Source organism: Chryseolinea serpens (genome assembly GCF_900129725.1).
GTDB classification, from domain to species: Bacteria; Bacteroidota; Bacteroidia; order Cytophagales; family Cyclobacteriaceae; genus Chryseolinea; species Chryseolinea serpens.
In genome coordinates, this window is the sequence record NZ_FQWQ01000001.1 from 2,615,948 (window position 1) to 2,639,926 (window position 23,979).

General features: G+C 50.9%; 23 protein-coding genes and 3 tRNA genes. 18 read left to right on the forward strand and 8 right to left on the reverse strand.

The window, feature by feature from the left end:
- Window positions 1-118 precede the first annotated feature (118 nt).
- Window positions 119-532, forward strand: coding sequence for a hypothetical protein (locus tag BUB30_RS10410; protein WP_073133391.1), 414 nt, complete (start codon window positions 119-121; stop codon window positions 530-532).
- Window positions 533-545: 13 nt separating this feature from the next.
- On the opposite strand, the gene BUB30_RS10415 is transcribed toward BUB30_RS10410, so the two are convergent.
- A complete protein-coding gene (locus tag BUB30_RS10415) occupies window positions 546-1,769 on the reverse strand; it encodes a phospholipase D-like domain-containing protein (protein ID WP_073133393.1) in 1,224 nt (407 codons plus the stop codon).
- Between the two features lie 410 nt (window positions 1,770-2,179).
- Here BUB30_RS10415 and BUB30_RS10420 point away from each other — a divergent pair, with 410 nt between their 5' ends.
- Entirely contained in the window at window positions 2,180-4,810 is a 2,631-nt protein-coding gene (locus BUB30_RS10420) for an ABC transporter permease (protein ID WP_221408691.1), read from the forward strand.
- Window positions 4,811-4,911: 101 nt separating this feature from the next.
- On the opposite strand, the gene BUB30_RS10425 is transcribed toward BUB30_RS10420, so the two are convergent.
- Window positions 4,912-5,700, reverse strand: a complete 789-nt coding sequence (locus BUB30_RS10425; RefSeq protein ID WP_245804060.1) for a TolB-like translocation protein — start codon at window positions 5,698-5,700, stop codon at window positions 4,912-4,914.
- 405 nt (window positions 5,701-6,105) lie between these two features.
- Here BUB30_RS10425 and BUB30_RS10430 point away from each other — a divergent pair, with 405 nt between their 5' ends.
- The 10 genes from BUB30_RS10430 (at window position 6,106) to ilvA (ending at window position 16,112) form a co-directional block, all read left to right on the forward strand.
- A complete protein-coding gene (locus BUB30_RS10430) occupies window positions 6,106-6,969 on the forward strand; it encodes a pyridoxamine 5'-phosphate oxidase family protein (RefSeq protein WP_073133395.1) in 864 nt (287 codons plus the stop codon).
- Window positions 6,970-6,998: 29 nt separating this feature from the next.
- Entirely contained in the window at window positions 6,999-7,184 is a 186-nt protein-coding gene (locus BUB30_RS10435; RefSeq protein ID WP_073133397.1) for a hypothetical protein, read from the forward strand.
- Window positions 7,185-7,231: 47 nt separating this feature from the next.
- Window positions 7,232-7,717, forward strand: coding sequence for a methylated-DNA--[protein]-cysteine S-methyltransferase (locus tag BUB30_RS10440; RefSeq protein ID WP_245804061.1), 486 nt, complete (start codon window positions 7,232-7,234; stop codon window positions 7,715-7,717).
- A gap of 62 nt (window positions 7,718-7,779) precedes the next feature.
- On the forward strand, window positions 7,780-8,406 hold the full coding sequence (locus tag BUB30_RS10445) for a DNA-3-methyladenine glycosylase family protein (RefSeq protein WP_073133400.1): 627 nt from the start codon (window positions 7,780-7,782) through the stop codon (window positions 8,404-8,406).
- Window positions 8,407-8,904: 498 nt separating this feature from the next.
- Window positions 8,905-9,792, forward strand: coding sequence for a branched-chain amino acid transaminase (locus tag BUB30_RS10450; RefSeq protein WP_073133401.1), 888 nt, complete (start codon window positions 8,905-8,907; stop codon window positions 9,790-9,792).
- 96 nt (window positions 9,793-9,888) lie between these two features.
- Complete coding sequence (gene ilvD / locus BUB30_RS10455) at window positions 9,889-11,571, forward strand: dihydroxy-acid dehydratase (protein WP_221408714.1); 1,683 nt, start codon at window positions 9,889-9,891, stop codon at window positions 11,569-11,571.
- The gene (ilvB, locus tag BUB30_RS10460) at window positions 11,546-13,303 is read left to right on the forward strand and encodes a biosynthetic-type acetolactate synthase large subunit (protein ID WP_073133405.1); all 1,758 of its coding nucleotides are present in this window, start codon (window positions 11,546-11,548) and stop codon (window positions 13,301-13,303) included. Before ilvD ends, ilvB begins: the two co-directional genes overlap by 26 nt.
- Before the next feature lie 50 nt (window positions 13,304-13,353).
- Window positions 13,354-13,647, forward strand: coding sequence for an ACT domain-containing protein (locus tag BUB30_RS10465; protein ID WP_073133408.1), 294 nt, complete (start codon window positions 13,354-13,356; stop codon window positions 13,645-13,647).
- 67 nt (window positions 13,648-13,714) lie between these two features.
- Window positions 13,715-14,785, forward strand: a complete 1,071-nt coding sequence (gene ilvC / locus BUB30_RS10470; RefSeq protein WP_073133409.1) for a ketol-acid reductoisomerase — start codon at window positions 13,715-13,717, stop codon at window positions 14,783-14,785.
- A gap of 73 nt (window positions 14,786-14,858) precedes the next feature.
- Window positions 14,859-16,112: a threonine ammonia-lyase IlvA gene (gene ilvA / locus BUB30_RS10475; protein WP_073133411.1), complete on the forward strand. Its 1,254-nt coding sequence runs from the start codon at window positions 14,859-14,861 to the stop codon at window positions 16,110-16,112.
- Window positions 16,113-16,177: 65 nt separating this feature from the next.
- Here the strand turns inward: ilvA and BUB30_RS10480 are convergent, their stop codons facing one another.
- The 5 genes from BUB30_RS10480 to BUB30_RS10495 form a co-directional block, all read right to left on the reverse strand.
- Complete coding sequence (locus BUB30_RS10480) at window positions 16,178-16,708, reverse strand: GNAT family N-acetyltransferase (RefSeq protein ID WP_073133413.1); 531 nt, start codon at window positions 16,706-16,708, stop codon at window positions 16,178-16,180.
- Between the two features lie 151 nt (window positions 16,709-16,859).
- Window positions 16,860-18,020, reverse strand: coding sequence for an FAD-dependent monooxygenase (locus BUB30_RS10485; RefSeq protein WP_073133415.1), 1,161 nt, complete (start codon window positions 18,018-18,020; stop codon window positions 16,860-16,862).
- Complete coding sequence (locus tag BUB30_RS35120; RefSeq protein ID WP_178377072.1) at window positions 18,017-18,166, reverse strand: hypothetical protein; 150 nt, start codon at window positions 18,164-18,166, stop codon at window positions 18,017-18,019. The genes BUB30_RS10485 and BUB30_RS35120 overlap by 4 nt, the downstream gene beginning before the upstream one ends.
- A 469-nt stretch (window positions 18,167-18,635) precedes the next feature.
- Entirely contained in the window at window positions 18,636-19,271 is a 636-nt protein-coding gene (locus BUB30_RS10490; protein WP_073133417.1) for a peroxiredoxin, read from the reverse strand.
- 133 nt (window positions 19,272-19,404) lie between these two features.
- Complete coding sequence (locus BUB30_RS10495; RefSeq protein ID WP_073133419.1) at window positions 19,405-19,851, reverse strand: RrF2 family transcriptional regulator; 447 nt, start codon at window positions 19,849-19,851, stop codon at window positions 19,405-19,407.
- Between the two features lie 89 nt (window positions 19,852-19,940).
- Between BUB30_RS10495 and BUB30_RS10500 the strand changes: the two genes are divergently transcribed.
- The 6 genes from BUB30_RS10500 to BUB30_RS10530 all read left to right on the forward strand — a co-directional run bounded on the left by BUB30_RS10500 (window position 19,941) and on the right by BUB30_RS10530 (window position 22,603).
- A tRNA-Thr gene (locus BUB30_RS10500) sits at window positions 19,941-20,012 on the forward strand.
- 74 nt (window positions 20,013-20,086) lie between these two features.
- Window positions 20,087-20,842: a hypothetical protein gene (locus tag BUB30_RS10505; RefSeq protein WP_143164850.1), complete on the forward strand. Its 756-nt coding sequence runs from the start codon at window positions 20,087-20,089 to the stop codon at window positions 20,840-20,842.
- A 203-nt stretch (window positions 20,843-21,045) separates the two neighbouring features.
- Window positions 21,046-21,426, forward strand: coding sequence for a fluoride efflux transporter CrcB (gene crcB, locus BUB30_RS10510; RefSeq protein WP_073133423.1), 381 nt, complete (start codon window positions 21,046-21,048; stop codon window positions 21,424-21,426).
- Between the two features lie 71 nt (window positions 21,427-21,497).
- A tRNA-Leu gene (locus BUB30_RS10515) sits at window positions 21,498-21,584 on the forward strand.
- Window positions 21,585-21,638: 54 nt separating this feature from the next.
- Window positions 21,639-21,720, forward strand: a tRNA-Leu gene (locus BUB30_RS10520).
- A gap of 313 nt (window positions 21,721-22,033) precedes the next feature.
- On the forward strand, window positions 22,034-22,603 hold the full coding sequence (locus BUB30_RS10530) for a hypothetical protein (protein WP_073133427.1): 570 nt from the start codon (window positions 22,034-22,036) through the stop codon (window positions 22,601-22,603).
- 70 nt (window positions 22,604-22,673) lie between these two features.
- Here BUB30_RS10530 and BUB30_RS10535 read toward each other — a convergent pair whose 3' ends face one another.
- Window positions 22,674-23,942, reverse strand: coding sequence for an NADase-type glycan-binding domain-containing protein (locus BUB30_RS10535; RefSeq protein WP_084138013.1), 1,269 nt, complete (start codon window positions 23,940-23,942; stop codon window positions 22,674-22,676).
- Between the last annotated feature and the right edge of the window lie 37 nt (window positions 23,943-23,979).

Below are 23,979 nucleotides of genomic sequence, written 5' to 3' on the forward strand. Positions count from 1 at the left end.
TGTTCTGTTATAACGCCTCGCCGCCCGTTTGTCCTCAACTTTATGCTTGACGAGTCTCAACCTCTTTTAAGCGTAAATAAATGAGCACCGTCGCCAGATCTTCAAACATTGCTAGCCCATGACAGACGAAATAAGAACTCGAAAAATCAATTTTGTCGACGCCGTGACCACGCCAGGCGCCGGGCACAAGTTGATCCGCGCAGCAAAAAACCTGCGCGAGATATATGGTGCTTTGTCGGGTGATGAACAAGGTGTTCTGCTGGAATGGGTGAGACTGACTTCGAATTTAGACACGTTCATTTCCGGCGAAGACCGTGATTATTACACTCCCGTGGCGGTGCCGAAGAAGGGACTGCGACGCGCTAACCTGGAGCACCTGCAAAGATACACCAGCGAGGAAACCGCCGACCTCGACGGGGCGGATGAAGGTGATGACGAATACACGTTCAACATTTGGAAATCGGAGTGGCGATACGTCGAAAATTTTTTGAAACAGTTTGAGATTCGGTACAGGGTGTTGCCCCTTCAATAATACGTTTCACTCATCAGCCCAGTGGATCATCCATCTGCCGGTACAACAAAACAAGCTTATCGAATTGCTTCATCACCGTGGGCGCAATATTTTCTGTGCTGATGTCCGGATCGCCTGGCGAATAATTCTTCCCGATCTTAAATGTGAAGTATCGCCCGTCGTCGCCCTTTGTAAATTCCCAAAGCGCATCCTCGTTGGGGAATGTTTCAAGGGGTCTTACATCGCCAGCGACCTCCATCCAATATCCGGCACCGAGCGCGGATAGTAGTTTGAAAAAATTTCCCCGGTAAGTCGCGTCCTTCATTTGATCGCGAAAATGTCGCCGAGCCTCAACACCTTGCTTCAATGGCGACGACACCAGCCACACGCCAACATCCTTCTGACGCAGGATGACCTGCAGTTGCAAAAGCTCGTGATCGTTGCCATCGCCATAGGCAAACCATTGGGAGCGCAGCCTGCCTTCGGGATGCTGATGAGGATCGAGACTGCTGATCTGTTTTGGCTCCGTTTCGACCTGGAGCTTTAATCCGGCCACATGATTTTTGATGAGTTCGTGCAAGTGCAGAAGCTTGTTGGAAACAACAAGGCGTTCGGCCTGCATTTCGTCGGTTTGGACCGAGGCTTTATCGCTGGCAAAGACGAGATAGTCTTCCTTTTTAAAATATTGCAATTTGAAACGAATGCTGTCCCACTGAAACGCGTGACTGGCCAGCTCCATAAATTGTTTCTTCTCCTGGCGCGAAACGATGTCGCGTTGCTTCATGGCGGGGTATGCCCATTCATATTCCTGGATGATCCTTTCCGTCAGCGGCTCAGCAAATTCATAGTAGCCGATAAACCACGATTTCAGATTTTCGATCTCTTTGGGATCGGTGATCTTATAAAACACCTCCTCATGATCTTTCAGACCCTCCAACGTGAAACTCCCCGAGCCCACAAAGGCAATCGCCTTACGATAGGGCATATCGAAAATATACACGTTCGGATGAAAGAAATTCCGTCCATAGATCCGCGCCGCCACCCGATCGGGGAACTGCGCCCAGATGCGCCGCAGCACATTCGGCGACGTCAGCACATCCAACCCCGTCACCAGCTCTACCTTGCATTTTACGGACAGCCTCCCAACCACAAAATCAAAAGCAGGCTCCGAAATCCCCGCCGTAGCCACGTACACATGTTCCGCCTGACTGAGGATCTTCTCATTAATCAGCGGCGCAGCAAGTTTCTTTATCAACATAGAATTTTTCCAAAGAGATTATTTATCACACGATTCTCAAATCACACACCAGCACAACAACCGATGAGTTCCCCGCAAATGTAACAAAGCAACTCCCACCCATCCTTCCGAGGAAAAAATATTTAAACCCAAAACACCTCCCCAAAAACCCAAGGCTATAACCTGGACCCACGCATTAGATATTTGCTACAGGGATATCGCCCCTGACTCCTGGCTCCTGGATTCTGCCTCCTGAACCCTGCTCCCCTCCGAGCAAATTTGTTCGAATGCGAACAACTCCTCAACCATCCCCCACTCAAATTCCCCCAATAAGCCACTTTTTCCATTTGGCATAATTATTAATACTACGAATAGGAATTTATTTTCAGCACGTCACATGAAATCATGAACCAAGGGTCAGGCCTTCCAGTATGAAAACACAACCCCCGGCGCCGCCAAAGCTGTTTCATCGTTTCTTTCGATGGTTCTGCCACCCTGCGTTAAAAAAATACATTGAAGGAGACCTGCTGGAATTATATGACGAACGAATAAAAACGGGAGGAAAAAGAACGGCCGATGTCCGGTTCATCATCGATGTGCTCCTGCTGCTCAGACCAAGCATTATCCGCCCGGCAAACGACACACAACCCGCAAACCACTACGCTATGTTCAAAAGTTATTTCAAGATCGGCTGGAGAACCCTTTTAAAAAATAAAGGTTATTCTCTCATCAACATTGGCGGCCTCACCACGGGGATGGCCGTCGCCATCCTCATCGGTCTTTGGGTCTTTGATGAGTTGTCGTATGACACAAATTTTACCCACTACGATCGCATCGCCCGCGTGATCCAGAACCAGACCTTTGATGGACGGGTGGAGACCTGGTTTAACGAGGCTATGCAACTGGGGCCTGAACTGCGGACCACGTACGGCAACAATTTCGACCATGTGATTGTCGGCACTTTCCCGGGAGGCCATAAGCTCTCCTACAACGAAAAGAACGTGACAAAATCCGGCAGCTTCATGGAACCCGGCCTGGCCGAAATGCTGACGCTGAAAATGTTGAGTGGAACGTCGCCGGGGCCGAAGGACTTGAATACGATCTTACTTTCCCAATCCACGGCAAAAGCGCTTTTCGGTGACGACGATCCCATCGAGAAGACCCTCCAGGTCGATAACCGGTACGACGTAAAAGTAGCCGGCGTCTACGAAGACCTGCCCGACAACTCCTCCTTTTCCGATTTGCACGTCATCCTGCCGTGGGCATTGATTGCCGGAGACCTGGAGCAACAACAGGTGGGATGGGGTAACAGTTGGTTTCAGTGCCTTGTACAAGTTGCTGAGGGGGCCGACATGAAGGATGTGTCGGCAAAGATCAAGGATGCCAAAATGAAAAGAGTGATGGCGACCGACAGCAAAAAATATAAACCCGAACTTTTTCTTCACCCCATGAACCAATGGCGTTTGCATTCCGAATTTAAGGATGGCGTATCGGTTGGCGGCGCTATTCAATCCGTTTGGATGATGGGGATCATCGGTGGCTTTGTTTTGTTTCTGGCCTGTATCAATTTCATGAACCTGAGTACGGCGCGATCTGAAAAACGGGCAAAAGAAGTGGGCATCCGGAAAACCATCGGCTCGGTTCGCGCGCAGTTGATCAACCAGTTCTTCACGGAATCGCTATTGGTCGCCATGATCGCCTTTGCCCTTTCGTTGCTGGTGGTCCAACTTGCCCTCCCCTGGTTCAATGAGGTGTCTGGCAAACGCATCAGCATCCTCTGGGGCGCTCCCTGGTTTTGGATGGCGTGTGGCACCTTTGCTGTGGTCACGGGATTGATTGCAGGAAGTTATCCGGCGCTGTATCTGTCCGCCTTTCAGCCGATCAAGGTTTTGAAGGGCACCTTTAGCGCTGGTCGTTTTTCAACGGTACCCCGTAAGGTCCTGGTGGTCGTGCAGTTCACCGTGTCGGTCACGCTCGTCATTGGCACGCTCATCATCTTCCGCCAGATCCAATATGCTCAAAACCGACCGATCGGGTACTCGATCAACGGCTGCGTTTCTGTCCCCATCAAAACGGATGAGATCATGAAACGCTTTGACGTCTTGCGCAACGAGCTGTTGCAAACCGGGGCGGTGGAGGAAATAGCCGCATCGGAAAGCTCCGTAACCTCTACCTACACCACCAACAGCGGCTTCGAATGGCAAGGAAAGAACCCGGACGTGTCGGAAGAGTTTGTCACGGTCGGCATTACGCACGATTTCGGGAAGACCATCGGGTGGCAAATAAAAAATGGAAGAGATCTTTCAAAAGACTTTGCCAGTGATTCATCCGGGTTCATTGTGAACGAAGCCACTGCGGATTACCTGGGGTTTGAAAATCCGGTGGGCCAGGTGATCAAGTGGAGTAACAATGGCGAATGGAAAATTCTGGGCGTGGTCAAAAATATGGTGACGCGATCGCCGTATGAGCCGGTCAGGCCGATGCTTTTCTTTTTGAAATCAAACCGACTTTCTTTCATCCACTACAATATCGTCACGATCAAAATAAATCCGCTTGTCAGTGCCAAAGAGGCCATCGCGAAGATCGAACCTATATTTAAAAAATATGATCCGGCCAATGCCTTTGAATACACATTCGCTGACCAGGAATTTGGGAAAAAATTTGACGCCGAGAAACGCATTGGTCAGTTGGCCTTTGTCTTTGCCGCGCTCGCCATCTTCATCAGCTGTCTGGGCCTTTTAGGACTGGCATCCTTCGTTGCCGAACAGCGCACCAAAGAAATCGGCATCCGCAAAGTGTTGGGCGCTTCGGTGTCGGAGTTGTGGACGTTGCTGTCAAAAGATTTTGTGGCATTGGTCATCATCTCTTGCGTTGTGGCATCGCCGGTGTCATTCTACTTTATGAATAACTGGTTAGCCCAATACTACTACAGGATCACCATATCGTGGCAAGTCTTTGCCATCGCCAGTGTGGGCGCACTGCTGATCACGCTGTTGACCGTAAGTTTCCAGTCGATCAAAGCGGCGCTTGCCAATCCGGTGAACAGTTTACGGTCCGAATAGATCCAATTCCTCCCAGCACCAGCGTTTCCGTTGACATCAACTAAAAAGGCCCTGATATCCAGGGCCTTTTTAGTTGCAGGAATCGATTTAGTTTCAACATCCTATCTTAGTTGCTCTATCACTTTAGCGTCGACCCAATAAATATCTTTGCTCCGCGTATAAAACAAATACTTGCTATCCTTGGTCACAAAAGGACACAACTCGTTCCCTCCGGTGTTTAGTGCGCCTCCCATATTCTTGGCTTCGGTCCAACTGCCATCTGTGTTTTTGAAACTGACGTACAGATCGCCGCTGCCATATCCACCGGGTCTGTCCGCACAGAAGATCAGATACGATTCATCGGGCGCGACGAAGACATCCGCTTCGTAAGCCAACGTATTGACCCGGTCGCTTTGCCTCACCGCGTCCTGAAAGCCCGCTTTGGTCGCTTTGGCTGAAAAGATATCAAAGTTATTATTTTCGCCACCCTTGCCATTGGAAGCATAGTACATCGTTCCGGACTTCGTCAACGAAACGTAATATTCATTCTGATCCGAGTTGATCGCCGGGCCTGCATTCTTTGGCGCGGACCAACCGTTCCCCATTTTTTCAATATACCAGATATCATAATCCTTCTTATCGCCTTGACCATCCAAGGGTCGGTCGGAAATGAAATAGAGTTTTTTATCATCGGGCGACAGGAAGGGATCGTTGTGACTGTATTTGTCGCTGGTGATCACTGTTTTTGGCTTCGACCACGTGTCGCCTGTGCGCACGATGGAGCGAATCTCTGCAATGGGGCCTACATTCACGGCGTAGTAAAATTCATTCCCGCTATTCGAAAACACCGACCCGAATTCGTAGTCGGCCTTGAGCGAAACAACATCCGGGGCAAAAATTTTGGGTGTCATGTCCGGGGGCACCTGGTTTAAATATTGGGCGGTGTTTTTTGGTGTGGATTGAGATACCGATTGGAGGACCGGGAAGATCAGAAGAACAATAAAAATTGGTCGCATGGGTTTGGGGGTTATTTTCAGGGCTTTCAATTCAATCGCTATGCCAATCAAAAAATGTTAAACTGCGCCGTTTGGCATATCTAGAGTTTACGGCCCTGTTCGTATTCGGGATTAAGTGGACTATTTCGGTCCATTCAAGTTGCCGCGAACGATTGCCGTGTCGCGACCCTGACAATGTCGCCTTTAACAAGTTCATTTTATCCATGGAATCTCTTTTAGGCTTTGGCGATGGAACGAATAGCCTCTGTTTCATGTCTTCCTGTTGACGATTTTCATAGACCTTTCGTAAAAACCAAAAAAATGACCGAAGTATTTCATAGCGGGGAACTGCAGGTCCAACACGCCCTTGGGGCCTCGGAGGCGGCAGAATCCCTTCGGGGAATGATCGCGGATAAATTACCTCCCGTCGCCATGCGTTTCCTCCCTGCGTTTGAATTTGTCGTAGCCACGTCCATCGATGGTCAGGGGCAGGTTTGGACGTCGCTCCTTACGGGTCCAAAGGGTTTCGTAACAGTCCGCACGCCAACGAACATTTTACTTTCCATAGACGAAGAGAAAACCTTCCTTGCCAATATCGAAGAAAACGACAACGTAGGTTTGTTGTTCATAAACCTACAGGCCAGAGCGCGTCTCCGGATAAATGGGAAAATCCAAAAAACACCAACGGGGTTTCAACTCGACATCGCGCAAAGCTATTTCAATTGCCCAAAGTATATTCAATCGCGAACGCCGATACGATCGCAAGATCATGCCATCCACAGCACGCCGGGAATTTCGTCCCTGAATCCCGAACATCTTGAAATTATCAGCGGCGCCGACACCTTTTTCATTTCAACCTATGCGCCTGGGCAAGGTGCCGACTGTTCTCATCGTGGTGGCATGCCGGGGTTTGTTGAAATCGTCAACAGCAAAAAAATACGATGGCCAGATTACCCGGGCAACAATTTGTATAACACGCTCGGAAATCTACAGGTCAACCCGCACTGCGGGTTATTGTTTATTGATTTTACAGGCAATAGAATTCTCCAATTAACCGGCCTGGCAAAACTGGTTATCGATGGCGATCAACACCATGTTGAATTCGACCTGATCACGATGAACGATATTTCAGACGCCACCCCCTTTCACTGGAAATTTCTCAACTATTCACCATTTAATCCCTGATGACGGTTTAGAATTTAACCTTTCGTATCATGAGGCCACAAGAACCAAAAAAAGATGAAACACCACCGGATGATCTCCCGTTCGTAAACGATGAGTGTGGAGATTATATGTGGGAAGAAGCGCTGAAGAAATTCGAGGAGAACGAAAAGAAAAAAGCGGCGAATGAGGAGGCAAAGCACGAAAAGCCTCGAGAACAAGATCCGCCAAAGGCGTAAAACAACCTCTTCCGGGAGGATAAAAAAGTATGGTATACTTTCACAAAATGATGCGATCTCCCGTGGGTGAATTAAAACTCATCGCCAGCGACAGAGGTCTGACCGCCGTACTTTGGGATTATGGTGAGTCCGATCACACACCCGTGGTCGCCACCAGCATCGAAAGCAACGATCATCCCATACTCCTGGAAGCTGAAAAACAACTCACGGAATACTTCGAAAAAAAGAGGACCACCTTCACCCTCGAACTGGATTTCATCGGAACAGAATTCCAAAAAAAGGTCTGGCACGCCATGCTGACAATTCCCTTTGGCGAGACCCGAACATACGGACAGATCGCAAAACAAATCGGCATCCCCGATGCCGTACGGGCGGTTGGCGGCGCGGCAAACAAAAACCCGATCCCCATCATTGCGCCCTGCCACCGGGTGATCGGCGCCTCCGGCAAGTTGGTTGGATTTGGTGGTGGACTTCAGAACAAGTCGATCTTATTGCAATTGGAGGACTCCAGAAGAAATCCAACGCTCTGGTGAATCCCGTCGGGCTGGCATCCCTCCCGTATTTTTTGTTTTATTGACTTCATCGACACCCTCACATGACGACGTTTTCCTCCGAGAATTTTCACACCATCTGCGACACACTGGCCACAAACGACAAAGACCTGACATCGGTCATTGCCACCTATGGCTATCCGCCGATGTGGACCCGGCCCAATACATTCGAAAGCCTGGTACACATCATCCTGGAACAACAAGTCTCGTTGGCTTCGGCGTTGGCGACGTTGAATAAGTTGCGTGAGCGAATAAAAACGATAACGCCCGAAGGAGTTTTAACATTAAGCGACGAAGAATTAAAGGCGTGTTATTTCAGTCGTCAAAAAACAGCGTATGTGCGCTATCTTGCCGACGCAATTTTGAAGGGGAGTATCGATTTATCTTCAATAGCAAACCTCCCGAACGATGACGTGCGCTCGACGTTAAGTCAACTGAAAGGTGTGGGCAACTGGACCATCGATGTTTACCTGATGTTTGTCTTGCAACGCGTGGATGTATTTCCCATTGGAGATCTGGCCGCCGTGAATGCGTTAAAACAATTAAAAAAATTACCCGCCGATACCTCCCGCGAGGCCCTTTTGGAGATTGCGCTGAACTGGCAACCGTATCGAACTGTAGCGACGATGTTGTTGTGGCATTTTTATTTATCACGCCGCGCAAAGAAATAGCGAAGGCCAGATTTTTTCATAGAAAACAGGTTCAAAAGCACCTCAAAACAGGGAGGCATAGAATCGCTTTTCAGTGAAACTTTTTCAAACACAACGCCACTTCAAAACAACAAAAAATCACCTCTTCCGTACTTCAAAAAACAACGGTTTCCACAGGCAAAAAACAGCGGTTAACTAACACCCGTACGGAGTAGCTAACATTCGTTATTGACGAAATTTCAAATATTTTCGGCAAATCACTTGAACCTTAGTTGATAATTTGTGACCATTGTACTCGCACAGAATTATATGTCGAATTCAACAACAATATCAGAACGCAGCATGAGCCTTTCCAGGTCCATGGCTTCCCTGTTTTTGTTGCTCCTAATCGTCGTGATCGTGGTCAAACCCGCAGGGGCGATGGTGATATAGCATAACGAACTAAAAACTCACGAACCGCCCCGATAGCCTCGGGGCGGTTTTGTTTTATACAGGCTAAAACAAACTAACAATTGTTATATGTATTACACGAAAGACACGATCCTTTTCTTGAATGGTAAGTTCATAAAAGCGGTTGATGCTCACACCGACCTCTACAGCCAAACGCTGCATTACGGCTTCGGTGCATTCGAGGGCATCCGTGCTTACCAGTCATTGAACGGCGTCAAGATCTTTAAGGCCTTCGAGCACTTCGAACGCCTGCGCAAAAGCTGCGCGCTCGTGGGCATCCCCTTTCAGTACGAAACCGAAGAACTGGTTCAAATCGCTTACCAACTCCTCGAAAGAAACAACCTCTCCGACAGCTACATCCGCCCCCTCGTGTATTGCGGGCCCAACATGACCCTCACCCAGCCCCAGGATGTGTTCCTGATGATGTGTGCCTGGGAATGGGATAAATACCATGGCGACAAGCTGCTCAAGCTTTGTGTTTCCTCCTACCAGCGCCCGAACCCCAACTCCCTGAAAATGGAAGCCAAGGTGACCGGCCACTACGTGAACTCGATCCTCGCCACCAGCGAAGCTAAAGTACGCGGCTACGACGAAGCCCTCATGCTCGACATGAACGGCAACGTGGCCGAAGCGCCCGGCGCAAACTTCTTCCTGGAAAAGAACGGCGTATTGTATACCCCTCCCGTGGGACACATCCTGCCCGGCATCACACGGCAAACCGTGCTCAACATCTGCCGCGAACTGGACATCCCCGTGAAGGAAAGAAATATCAGCCCCGAAGAACTGGAAAGCGCCGACAGCGCCTTCCTCTGCGGCACCGCTGCGGAGATCGCCGGCATCGAATCCATCGACGCCAAGCCGTTCCGCAAAGAATGGTATGAAAGCCTCGGCGCCACCGTGCAGGAGGCCTACAAATGCCAAGTGTTGGAGAAGTCCTTCAGCTACGTCATCATCTAACTACAACCAGATAGATGTTCGGGGAGGTGAAGTTGTCCCCACCGATAACTTCACTCGACCCGTTTTAAAAAGATTTTTACGATTAAACGCCGATACATTTTGGAACTGAATAAGTATAGCAAGACCCTCACACAAGATCCCACACTGCCCGCGGCGCAAGCCATGCTGTATGGGATCGGATTGACGGAAGAAGATTTGAAGAAGGCCCAGGTGGGCATTGTGAGCACGGGCTATGACGGCAACACCTGCAACATGCACCTCAACAAGCTGGCCGAAGAAGTGAAGACCGCCGTGTGGAGCAGAGACCTGGTGGGCCTCATCTTCCACACCATCGGCGTGAGCGATGGCATGAGCAACGGCACCGAAGGTATGCGCTATTCGCTGGTGAGCCGCGAAGTGATTGCCGACTCGATCGAAACGGTATGCGGCGCACAGTACTACGACGGCCTCATCGCCGTTCCGGGCTGCGACAAAAACATGCCGGGCGCATTGATGGCCATGGCCCGTTTGAACCGTCCCTCCATCATGGTCTATGGGGGCACCATCGCCGGCGGCCACTGGAAAGGACAACAACTGAACATCATCTCCGCTTTCGAAGCCTTGGGCCAGAAGATGGCGGGTACCATAACCCCGGAAGATTTCAAGGGCATCATCCAAAACTCTTGCCCCGGTGCAGGAGCGTGTGGCGGCATGTACACCGCCAACACCATGGCATCGGCCATCGAAGCGATGGGAATGTCGTTGCCGTTCTCGGCGTCGAACCCCGCCCTCAGCAAAGAGAAATCGGCAGAGTGCATCGAGGCCGCCAAGGCCATCCGCCTGCTGCTGGAGCGCGACCTGAAGCCGCGCGACATCATGACCAAGAAGGCTTTTGAAAACGCCATCACCGTAGTCATGGTTTTGGGTGGATCCACCAACGCCGTGTTGCACCTCATCGCCATGGCCAAGTGTGCCGGGGTGTCGATCACGCAGGAAGACTTTCAGCGCATCAGCGACAAAACACCGCTCATCGCCGACCTCAAGCCCAGCGGAAAATATTTGATGGAAGACCTCCACAAGATCGGTGGCGTTCCCGCCGTGATGAAATATTTGCTGAAGAACGGATACCTCCACGGCGATTGCATCACCGTGACGGGAAAGACGGTAAAAGAAAACCTGGAAAGCATACCCGACCTGGATTTCACAAAACAGGATATCATTTTGCCCTTTGAAAAAGCCATCAAGGCCACCGGCCACCTCCAGATCCTTTACGGAAACCTGGCAGCCAAAGGATCGGTAGCCAAGATCACCGGCAAAGAAGGCGATCGCTTCAAAGGACCCGCCCGCGTATTCAACGGCGAGTTTGCTTTGGTGGATGGCATCCAGAGTGGTAAGGTAAAACCCGGCGACGTGGTGGTGATCCGCTACGTGGGCCCCAAAGGCGCACCCGGCATGCCGGAAATGCTCAAGCCCACTTCCGCCATCATGGGCGTGGGTCTGGGCAAGAGCGTGGCCCTGATCACCGACGGAAGATTTTCCGGCGGCTCGCACGGCCTCCTCATCGGGCACATCACCCCCGAAGCGTATGAAGGCGGTGTGATCGCCCTCGTGGAAGACAATGATCTGATTGAAATAGATGTACAGGGTCACACGATCAACCTGCTGGTTGACGATGCGACCTTGTCCAAACGCAGAGCGGCCTGGAAAACTCCACCGCTGAACGCCAAGAATGGAATTTTATGGAAGTATGCCAAACACGTAAAAACTGCTGCAGATGGATGCGTTACTGACGAAGACTAAACTTGCCGTTGGGGCAGAAACCCAACCCAAACAAAAGATCACCGGCTCCGAAGTGTTGCTTCGCAGCCTGGTGGAAGAAGGCGCCGACGTCATCTTCGGTTATCCCGGCGGAGCGATCATGCCGGTATACGATGCCCTCTACCACTTTGCCGACCGGCTGACACACATACTCGTGCGCCACGAACAAGGTGCTATCCACGCCGCCCAGGGCTTTGCCCGCGTGTCGGGAAAAGCGGGCGTGGTATTTGCCACCTCCGGCCCCGGCGCCACCAACCTGGTGACCGGTCTGGCCGATGCGCTCATCGACTCCACACCCCTCGTCTGCATCACCGGCCAGGTGTTTGCTCACCTGTTGGGCACCGATGCTTTCCAGGAAACCGACGTGGTGAACACCACCATCCCGGTAACGAAATGGAACATCCAGGTAACCGAAGCAAAAGATATCGCCCCCGCTGTAGCGCGTGCTTTCTATATCGCCAACACCGGACGTCCGGGACCTGTTCTGGTCGACATTACCAAGAACGCACAGAACGAAATGATCGAGGAAGCGGAATACAAAAAGTGCGAGAGCATCCGCACCTATAAGCCGACACCCGTGCTCCAACCGGCGCAGGTAGACGCTGCCGCGGAATTGATCAACAACGCGAAACGCCCCTACATACTCGCCGGCCAGGGCATCCTGTTGTCGGGAGCAACAAAGGAACTGATCGCCTTCTCGGAAAAGACGGGCATTCCCGTAGCCAGCACGTTGCTAGGCCTCGGCGCCTTCCCCACGGATCATCCGAACTATGTCGGGTTCCTGGGCATGCACGGAAACTACGGTCCCAACCTGAACACGAACGAATGCGATGTGCTCATCGCCGTGGGCATGCGGTTCGACGACCGCGTGACGGGCAACGTGAGCAAATATGCCAAGCAAGCCAAGGTCGTTCACATCGAGATCGACAAGGCCGAGATCAACAAGATCATCAAGGCCGATGTGGCCGTTCACGCCGATGCCAAAGAAGCGCTGACCGCCTTGCTGCCCAAGTGCAAAGCAAACCGTCATGCCGACTGGATCGCCAGCTTCAAGAAGCTGAACGATGAAGAATATGAGAAGGTGGTGCAGAAGGAATTTTTCCCCACCAGTGAAAAGCTCACCATGGCCGAAGTCATCCATCACCTGTCCAACTTCACAAAAGGAGAAGCGGTGGTCGTGACCGACGTAGGCCAGCACCAGATGACGACCTCGCGCTATTATCAATACAAGGCTCCCCGCACCAATGTCACCTCCGGCGGCGCCGGTACGATGGGCTTTGCCCTACCGGCCGCCATGGGTGCCAAACTCGGCATACCTGAAAAACAGGTTGTGGCCGTGATCGGCGACGGTGGCTATCAAATGACGGTGCAAGAATTAGGCACCATCATGCAATACAAAATCCCCGTGAAGATCATTGTGCTGAACAATAACTTCCTGGGCATGGTGCGCCAATGGCAACAACTGTTCCACGGCAAGCGCTATTCGTTCACCGAGATGCAGAACCCCGACTTCGTGAAACTCGCCGAAGCCTATAGCATCCCCGCACGCAAAGTGGAGGCCCGCGAAGATCTTCAAGGCGCATTGAAAGAAATGCTCGCCGCGGAGACGCCTTTTTTCCTGGAAGTGGTTGTCGGCAAAGAAGACAACGTGTTCCCCATGGTTCCCGCCGGCGCCGGCGTGGCCGATGTTCTTTTGGAAGCTCCTAAGATCTAAATTTTATGACTATACACACCCGCACCCTTTTAGAGACCAACACGATAACTATGAAACAGGAATTCACCCTTGAAATACATTCCGATAATAACTTTTCGGTTCTGAACCGGATCGTTAATATCCTGAATCGCCGCAGGATCAGAATCAAAAAACTGGTGGCCCATGAAGTCGAAGGCGACTTTCGCATGGGGGTGGCCGTGCTGCTGCTGTTCACCACGCCCGACATGATGGAGAAGGTGAAGCATCAGCTGGAGAAGCTCATCGAAGTGGAATATGCGATCTACTATCCTGGCAGCGATCTCTATTGCGAACTGAGCGCCAAGCACAACGAACAAGTTGTATAACGCGGACGCGATCCCGCATCAAAAAAACTGAAGACGTAAAAAATTAAAACTTAAACAATAAATCAAAATGGCAAAGATCAATTTTGGCGGAACGATCGAAGAGGTTGTTACCCGTGAAGAATTCCCGATGGAAAAAGCACTTGACATACTGAAGAACGAGACAATTGCCATTATAGGCTACGGTGTGCAAGGCCCGGCGCAAGCCCTTAACCTGCGCGACAACGGCTTCAACGTTATCGTTGGCCAACGCAAAGGTTCCAAAACCTGGGACAAAGCGGTTGAACACGGATGGGTTCCCGGCAAAACATTGTTCGAGATCGAAGAAGCAGCACAACGCGGAACCGTTATCGAGTTCCTGCTCTCCGATGCCGGACAGATCGCCCTGTGGCCCACCATCAAACCTTTCCTCACCAAAGGCAAGACTTTGTATTTCTCGCACGGCTTTGGCATCACCTTCAAAGAACAAACCGGCATCATCCCTCCTGCGGACATCGACGTGGTGTTGGCTGCTCCTAAAGGATCGGGTACTTCCGTACGCCGTTTGTTCCTCCAGGGCAAAGGCATCAACTCCAGCTACGCAGTGTTCCAGGATGCAACCGGCCAAGCCAAACAAAAAGCCATCGCGTTGGGCATCGGCGTGGGATCGGGCTATTTGTTTGAAACCGATTTCAAGAAAGAAGTATACTCCGACCTCAGCGGCGAACGCGGAACGTTGATGGGTGCCATCGCCGGCATCTTCGAAGCACAATACGAAGTGTTGCGCGCCAATGGCCACTCGCCTTCCGAAGCCTTCAACGAAACCGTAGAAGAACTCACGCAAAGCCTCATGCCCCTCGTCGCCGAGAACGGTATGGACTGGATGTATGCCAACTGCTCCACCACGGCACAACGCGGTGCTTTGGATTGGAAAAAGAAATTCAAGGCCGCTACCCTTCCCGTATTCCAGGAATTGTACAAGAGCGTAGCCACCGGCGCAGAAGCAAAACGCACCATCGAAACCTGCAGCAAGCCCGACTACCGCGAGAAACTGGCAGAAGAGCTGAAAGAACTCCGCGAAAGCGAACTCTGGCAAGCCGGTGCCGCCGTACGTCAACTCAGACCTGAGAAGAACACGGTGGAAGCCAGCATGATCAACTAATTTTCCTTAACCGCGAAGGCGCAAACAGACGCGATCTTTTTGAATGCCTTCGCGGTTAATATTTTTATCCCTTATGAAACCCACCTCACAAGCATACGAACTCAACATCAACGCCGCCGCCTACGCGCTCAAAGCCGTAGCGCTGAAAACGCCGTTGCAATACCATCGCAAACTCTCCGAAAAATTTCAAGCTGAGATTTACATTAAACGCGAAGACTTGCAGGTGGTGCGTTCGTATAAACTGCGGGGTGCCTACAACCTCATCCAAAGCCTGAGCGACGACCAGCGCAAACGCGGCGTCGTCTGTGCCAGCGCCGGCAACCACGCCCAAGGTGTGGCCTTCGCTTGCAAATACCTCGACATCAAGGCCGTCATCTACATGCCCGCCATCACGCCCAAACAAAAGATCAATCAAGTGAGAATGTTTGGCGGCAACAACATCGAGATCGTCCTCATCGGCGACACGTTCGACGAATGCCAGGCCCATGCGCTGGCTTTCACCGAAGAAAACGAAATGGTTTTCATCCCGCCATTCGATCACCTGAAAGTGATTGAAGGACAAGGCACCGTAGGCAAAGAGATCCTCGACGACCTGTCGGGCATCGACTACATCTTCGTGCCCATTGGCGGCGGCGGTCTTTGCGCCGGCGTGGGTCAATACTTCAGACTCTTCTCACCCCAAACCAAACTGGTGGGTGTAGAACCCCTCGGAGCACCCTCCATGAAAGCCGCCCTCGAAGCGGGCAAGCCCGTCGTGCTCGATACAATCCAGCGCTTTGTCGACGGTGCGGCCGTGAAGAAAGTGGGCGACATCACGTTCGAGCTTTGCAAAGACGTGATCACCGACCTGCTGCTGGTGCCCGAAGGCAAAGTGAGCACCACCATCCTGCAACTCTACAACGAAGACGCCATCGTGGCTGAACCGGCCGGGGCATTGTCCATCGCAGCCCTCGATCAATACGCAGCTCAAATCAAAGGCAAAAAAGTAGTCTGTGTCCTCAGCGGCGGCAACAACGACATCGACCGGATGCAAGAGATCAAAGAACGGTCGCTGCTCTACGAAGGCCTCAAGTACTATTTCATCGTGCGTTTCGCACAGCGCCCCGGAGCCCTGAAAGAATTCGTCAACGACATTCTTGGCCCCAACGACGACATCGTGCGGTTTGAATTCATCCAGAAGAACAACAAGGAAAGCGGTCCCGCACTGATCGGCATTGAAGTGAAATCAAAAGATGATTTCAACGCACTCATTGCCCGCATGGACGGCCATAAGCTGAACTACACGCTGGTGAATCAGAACGAAAACCTGTTCGAATACCTCGTCTAACAGAAAATCTTATTTTTTCTTTTTTGCGACCGGGTTCACCCGGGAATGAATTGTCCATGACCAGGCTAGGGCATGTCGAATTCAAAGGAGGGGTTTTGCCATCCCATGGGGATGTCGGCTTCATAGGTGCCATCGGCCATGCGGATGCGCATCTCTAACCGGCCTTCAATGCGGAAGCCTACGGATTGATACAAATGGATCGCCCTGAGGTTTCCTTCGCGGGCGATCAATTCCACCTTCCCGATCTCGGGGCGATTGCGCACAATTTCGTCCAGGAAAATGGTGAGGATCGTGCGACCGATCTTTCTCCCTTGAAAGTCGGGATGAACGCATACCGTCACGTCGGTGATCAGATGTTTGAAGATCTCCAGCCCCATCGTGTAGCCGTGCATGTCGGCCACCAACTCGTCGGGATTGTCCGGATGTTCGGCTACCACCATCAGGCCGCGCGTGATGCTGTTGTGCAGGATCTTGTGGATATATTCCTCTGTCACTTCGTGTTCCAAACGGGCAATGCCGTCGCGTACGCGCGATACGGCTTTGTATAATCTCAACAATCGGGGTGCATCTTCTTCAGTGGCGGTACGGTAGTGCATGGAAGTGAACGTATGGGTTATAAAAACGAAAGTATCCAAAGCAACGGAATTTTCACAGCAAGCGGCGAAGGTTGCTTCATGCATTCAGGGCTGCGCATACCCATGCACAGCCTTACGTCTCTCGCATCGCGGCCTTTGCCACGAGCAGGAACTATTGAAAAGAAACTTCCGAAATAAACTTGAACTGATTTTCCGTGACCCGCTCGGGCGTGAGACGTACCGCTGCGTTGCGCAGCTTGATGAGAAATGGATTCTCCAATTGCGCGATCCGCCCCAGGCGTCGCGAATCCCGGATGATGTGACGCGTGCGACGGAGACGGCGGGTTTCGAAGCGTTGAAACGCAACAATGGGTTCTGCGTTTTCGGCCAGGCAATTTGCCAGGATCACGGCATCTTCAATCGCCATACACGCTCCCTGGCCCAGGTTGGGCGTGGTGGCATGCGCGGCGTCGCCCATCAACAAAATATTTCCAAAAGCAAATTGCTTCAACGGTTTCAGGTCGATGATGTCGTTCCAGATCAGTTGGGCATCCTCCGTTTGCGCGAGCACATTTTTAACGTCCGCATGAAATCCGCTAAAATGTCTGGAGAGCTCGGCCACTCCAAAGGCTTTCTTCTCCTGGTCGTTTGCCGGGGCGTTGATCGTAGCAAACCAATAGATCCGCTGACGCGACAATGGCACAATGCCAAAGCGACTTCCCGGTCCCCACGTCTCCGAAGTCTCTTCCATATTCAACGACGGAGGAATCTTATCGATCACAGCGCGCCAACACGTATAGCCCGCATATCGCGGCGCGCTCCCCGGCAACAACTTCTTGCGAAAGACGGAGTGGATGCCATCGCAGGCCACGACATAATCTGTTTCCACGGAAGTGCCATCCGTAAAATGAAGCCGCACACCATTGGATGTCTGCTCAAAATCAGAGCACCCTTTGCCTTGTTGTACCACGCCTTCGGGAAGCTGTGACAAAAGCACCTGGTGAAGATCGGCGCGGTGAATGGTGAAATTATTGGGAGCACCAAACTTCGCACTCATCCGCTCTGCATTGGCCGTCGATAGTACCTGCCCTTGCTGGTCTTTGATGATAAATTTTTTTAGCACCCTTCCCGCTTTCAATACCTCATCGCGGATGCCGATTTGCTGAAACGCTTTGATGGCGTTGGCCGCTAAGCCGAGTCCTGCGCCAAGCGGTTTGAGCTGGGGGGCATTTTCATAAACCGTTACCGGGTAGCCTTTTTTTCGGAGCGCAATGGCCAGGGTGAGGCCTCCGATGCCGCCACCGATGATAGAGAGTCTTTTCGATTTGTTCATTCAGCTTTCAGGAGCAGCCGCTTACTTTTTTGGATACGTTTCTGCAGGCGCTCTTCTTTGATTAATTGGTGAAGATTGTTCTGGGCAACATAAAAACGTCTCAGATAATCATTGACGGATGGGGTGAGATTGATCCTATTTTCCATAATCGTTCAATTTTCATGTATGACAATTCTGTTGTCGTTTACCCCTATGCTTTTATTTTTTCCTATTCCCCGGGGTGGAGGCATATATCGGTCTTTTCCAATTTTTGTAACACCGTGGTGTTTATGATTTTAAACGTGCAACTCCATCCTTCATGTGAATCGGAGTTATGCAAACGTTTTATCGCGCGAATGGAGCGATCGGTTTAGTGAGAGGCCTTTGTGATACCCCCGGACGAGCATCGATGCAACATCATTACGGCCGTTGGGATGTTGAAGAATCTGAAATTTCTTCGTGCGTGTAAATACGTACCGAAGACTGAAAGGTTATGAACATCGTCATTTTTGACGTTCAACGCCCCCATTCAGCTGTTGGCTGGTCATTTAATGCAGGGATGGCTAAAACCCCGTAAAAAGACAAAGCCCCCCGGAAAGTATCCGGAGGGCTCGTAGGGCTCACAATTGAAAGATCTTAAATATTCGGTTGGGGTGTAGTCCTCAAATAGGGCTTCACACGGGTATGGCCTTTCGGGAATTTAGCGGCAATGTCCTCGTCTTTCACAGCGGCGGTGATGATCACGTCCTCGCCCTGTTTCCAATTTGCGGGGGTGGCCACGCTATAATTGGCGGTCAGCTGCAGGCTGTCGATGACCCGGAGGATCTCGTCAAAATTCCGCCCGGTGGAGGCCGGGTAGGTGATGGTGAGTTTTACTTTTTTATCGGGACCGATCACGAATACGGAACGCACGGTAAATTTATCCGTCACGGCCGGGTGGACCATGTCATACAGGTTCGCGATCTTGAATTCAGGGTCGGCGATCAAGGGATAATTCACCACCGTCTTTTGCGTCTCGTTGATATCGCCGATCCAGCGATTGTGCGAATCCAGGGGGTCGGCGCTGATGGCCATCACTTTCACATTGCGCTTGTCGAACTCCGAGCGCAGCTTGGCTACGGCGCCCAATTCGGTGGTACACACAGGGGTGAAGTCGGCAGGGTGCGAAAACAAAACGCCCCAGCTGTTGCCCAGCCAGTCGTGAAATTTAATGCTGCCCTCGGTGGTCTCGGCCGTGAAATCGGGGGCGATGTCGCCTAATCTGATTGACATAGTTCAGGAATTATTTTAGTGAAACAATTAGTTAATTAAGGCACTTGTTAATACTGCGTTCAGCAGCCTAAATCTATTGATTTTATAGAGTTTAGGAAAGAAACTATAACAAAGCTTTTCGAGCGACGAAAGTTCAGGCTTTGGCTTTTTTCTTGGCCTTCATTTTCAACTCTTTCTTGGCCAGTCCCTCCAGCGTTTCGTTCTTCAGCATCTCTACGGTGGCCATGCGTATTTCGAGGAAGGCATGGTGGAGGCTGCAGGTTGCCTCGTCCTCGCACTCGGCGCAGGGTTCGTAAAATTTATGGGCGGCACAAGAAACCAGGGCGATGGTCCCGTCGAACATCCGCAGCACCTCGGCCAGGTTCACGGTGGCTGGATCCTGGCGCAGGAAATAGCCGCCACCCTTACCCTGTTTGCTCCCTAGCACCCCCGCTCGCTTGAGTTCCAGCAGGATCGCCTCCAGGAACTTCTTGGGGATGTTACAGGCTTCCGAAATATCCTTGATCAGGAACTTCTTTTCAGGCTCCTTGGCCATGTGGACGAGGGCGTGAATGGCGTATTTACATTTCTTGGAGAGCATAATTGCGACAATTTAGTAATTTACGCAGAACGAAATGCGTTTCGATGTCGGCCGTAAACTTTCATCGATTATTTTTGCCCCCAACACAAGCCGAGGTAGCTCAGGGGTAGAGCAGCTGATTCGTAATCAGCAGGTCGTGGGTTCAATTCCCATCCTCGGCTCTTGATTATCAGTTAGTTACAACATACGGAGACATTTCTTCGTGTCTTTCTCAGGCCGGCATCATTACAGTACCATGACATCATCCGCCGTCCCCAAACTCAACACACTTCCTTTCCGAGTAGTTCTGTCTTTACTGATGATGGCCACCTTGGTTTCCTGCCGTCAAAAAATAGAGCAACTCAACATTCAATCCCATCAAAATCTAACCCTGATCGATTCGATTGTCGTCGCCGGTGAATTGATGGAATTTCATTCTTGCGCCGACTTCATGGTGTATTACTTGGGTGAGTCCACCGACACGATCGTTCTGCCACGTCAACCGATTTCGTCACGCGTTGGCAAAGGGCAATATGGAAAGTATGAAAACGCCCACAACTGGGCGAAGATCACGCCTAACAACATCAGTATACAGGTCGATACATTGTTCCATATGCTGGAACCACATCATTTTTCTCATCTTGATGAAGAAAGTGGAAACTGGATTGTGGATTCTATAAAATATCAGAACGCGTTTCCAATTGTCGTCACGAATCATTCCGATTCTCTCCTTTATTTAGGGACGCACAACATGATTCGGCGAATGGTGCAAGAAGTGAAAGATGACCACGGCCGCTGGGTAATGCTTGATAAGGAGGGGCTTGACCTATGCGGTGTGCTAGCGAGAGATTTAATTCTCGATCCAAAAAACATGCTCATTGCAAAATTACCTCGCTACAAAGGCAACACTAAAGCAGCATTCCGTCTGAAATTTGGATTCAACGACGGCTACGTTTATTCAAACACATTTTGGGATTATTTTGACATGGCAAAATTGAAGCCATCGAAATAAATCGTAGTGCCTACCCTGACGCGGCGACTTCATCGGCATGGCATGCTGTCTCATGGTGAAGCTCAAAGATGATTCCTCCCGTTTTTTATCCTTGTAATTTTAACGCGCAATGTTAAAATTACAAGGATGAACAAAGGCGGTCTGCAGCTTCTGGACCACATAGCTCATTTTAAAATGAAACGCCGGTTAATATCTGTATCCCAATGAACCTCTTCAAAATTCTAATAATCGCTATCGGCGGCTCCATCGGCAGCGTGGCCCGCTACCTCACGGTAAAAGGCTTAGACGAGAAAATGAACACCGCTTTTCCTTATGGCACCCTGACGGTGAACCTGGTGGGCTCTTTTTTAATAGGCCTTTTTTATGTCCTTGCCGTGCGCAAAACCGGCATGACCGAGAACTGGCGCTTGTTCCTGGGCGCTGGATTTTGTGGCGGATTCACCACGTTTTCGGCCTTTGCCTGGGAGAATTTCAGCCTGTTCCAGCAAAAAATGCTCGGAACCGCGTTTCTGTACACATCGGTGAGCCTGGTGGCCGGTTTTTCGGCCCTGGCCCTGGGGGCCTGGATAGCCCGTTTTATTTAAAAGCCTTTTTGCTTAATGCTGAAAAGCTTCTTACTTTTGTCGCCCTTCGTACCTCATACGGCGAAGAAAATGCCCAGGTGGTGAAATTGGTAGACACGCTACTTTGAGGGGGTAGTGCCTTAACCGGTGTGCTGGTTCGAGTCCAGTCCTGGGCACCAAAACAAAACTCTAGTCGAGACGGACCGGAGAACCCTGAATTTTGAAAGACACTTGCCGAAGTGGTGAAATTGGTAGACACGCACGTTTCAGGGGCGTGTGGCGCAAGCTGTGGGGGTTCGAGTCCCCCCTTCGGCACATGGAAAAATCACTCTCAAAAGGAGTGATTTTTTTTACCCCCCTTTTCGGTCTTCCTTATTCTCGGCATTTCATTCTTTCCGGTCTTCTTTATTCTGGGCCCTCCTTTCTCTACGGTCTTCATCGTTTTCGGCCTTTCTTCCCGGTCGTCTACTTGTCTGTGGCTTCTCCCTGCTCTTCTTCGTCGTTCTTTTTGGGAACTCATTCCGGGCGAGTCTTTGGTGAATAGGGCATTTTTTCGCAACGGTATCGCCACTGCAAAATCATTTCAGGGGTTGTGTTTAGTATTGGTTTTTATAAACACACAAACGTTATGCCCTTCATCATCCTTCGCACCGCCTGCCGAGTGATTATCACGGCGTCATACATTTTCGTGTTGAGCATGGCCGGATGCAAAAAAGACGATGACACCAAAGCCAACGTCTTCAACTTCGACGGCCAGACCAGAGGTTTGCGATCGGCTTTCCTGCTCTATTCACCTTCGCCCGAAGTCAGCCCCGGGAGTGGCACACCTTATTATCAAAACGTATTCATGCTCTTATCCGCAGGCCTCACCACCGACGGGCATACGATGACGGGACAAGGAAATGCCATCGCGTTGTCGGTCTATGGTGCAACACAAGACCTGGATATAGGAACGTACACCTTCACACGAACAGAAAGCCGCGCCGAAGCCTTTGCGATCCTTGCAGGCCATGTGCAGTTGGACAACACGGACCCATCCGCTTCATCGCCGGGCCCTCAAGTGTTTTCTTTTGCTGCTGGACAAATGATCGTAGCACGGTCAGGAGGAGATTATACCATCGACATCGCCGGAACGGTTGAAGGCAAAATACTAAAAGCACATTTCACCGGCATGATGACGATTCTACAAAAGAACTAACCCTGTCCTTTGCGCGTGCTCGCAGAAACGTTAGCGAAGGTGAGGTGACAAAAAATAAAGCACCATGCACCTACTCCTGCGCACCCGCTCCCGCCAACACAGCTCCCGCATCCTCCACCCCAACGACGCAGCCATTTGCAATGAAGTTATTACCTCCTTTCAAACGCGTGATGGTATACGTTTCATAATGACCATCGAGATATTCAATCTGCTTGAGCTTCGCCGTGCTTTTGTTTCCCTGACCGTCATAAATTTCAAAGGCATCGCCCAAGGCAATCCTGCCAATGTCTTCAAACCCTTTGTATTGACGGGAGCCCTCTGGTTTCAGCGATGCCCAGCCTTTTCCTGCAACTAAAAAAGGATGGTCTTGTGTCGCCACAATTTCCCGTCCGTTGTCGAAAGCGTATTTTACTATGCCGTGGTGCACAACTTTCGCCACTTGCTCTACGATGGCAGGATGTAATTGATTTGTGTGCAGGTCGAAAGAAAGCACTTCATCGCCGGGTGCGAGGTCTTCGATGTTCCGGGTTTGGTCGTTGGCAGCGGTCACTTTTGTGCCTTTTGCAAAACAATGGACGTCCAGTCCGTCGAAATAGATTTCGGAGATGGCGAGATCATCGTATTTGAGACCTTTGTATACTTCCAGAATTTCGAATTTGAGATGCCACTCGGGTTGCGATTTGAGTGTAGTAAAATCGCGATCGCCGTTCCCGATCGGGTCTACCTGGAAATGTTGCGCCGCGCGCAGGTCCTTCAGATTCAATATGGCATAGGGCCGGTCGTTGACATACAGTTTCAATTTCTTTGCCCTCGCGTTGTTCGCCCAGGCGGTCTGATTTTTCACGTAGCCATTAACCACGATGATCTCGTTTATTCGCGGGTTTTCTGGCGCAAATTTGTAGAGCAGGAATTGCCCGATGCCATCGCCTGGTGCGCCTTCCACCCAGGCCGTTTTATAGTTCAGGTCGTGTGCGTTGTTGGCGTCGTAGACATTGTCGCCTTGCGATTTTAACGTCGACGATGCGCTCACGTTATTGCAAATCGCACCACAATACCAGCTGCATCCTTCACCGAGAATATCCCAATAGTCTTCTGTGGTCTCATCCCATTCGGAATAGATTTTCTGTTGATCAGGCGGAAGGTCTTTAAGGTTCACGCCACGCTCCAATTTGGCGGCGATCTGTTGAATGAGTTTTTGATTCGCGTTGAATTGCTGCTCGCCCTCGGCGCTAAGATCGAGGTTGTCGACGCGAACGGGCTCAAGCATTTTAACAGGTTGTTGCGCCAAGGCAGGATAACAGGCGACTGCGATCAGGATACAGGCTATGCGACGCGTCATGGGATAACTTATTTGAGACAGGCCAAGCTATCGAGAA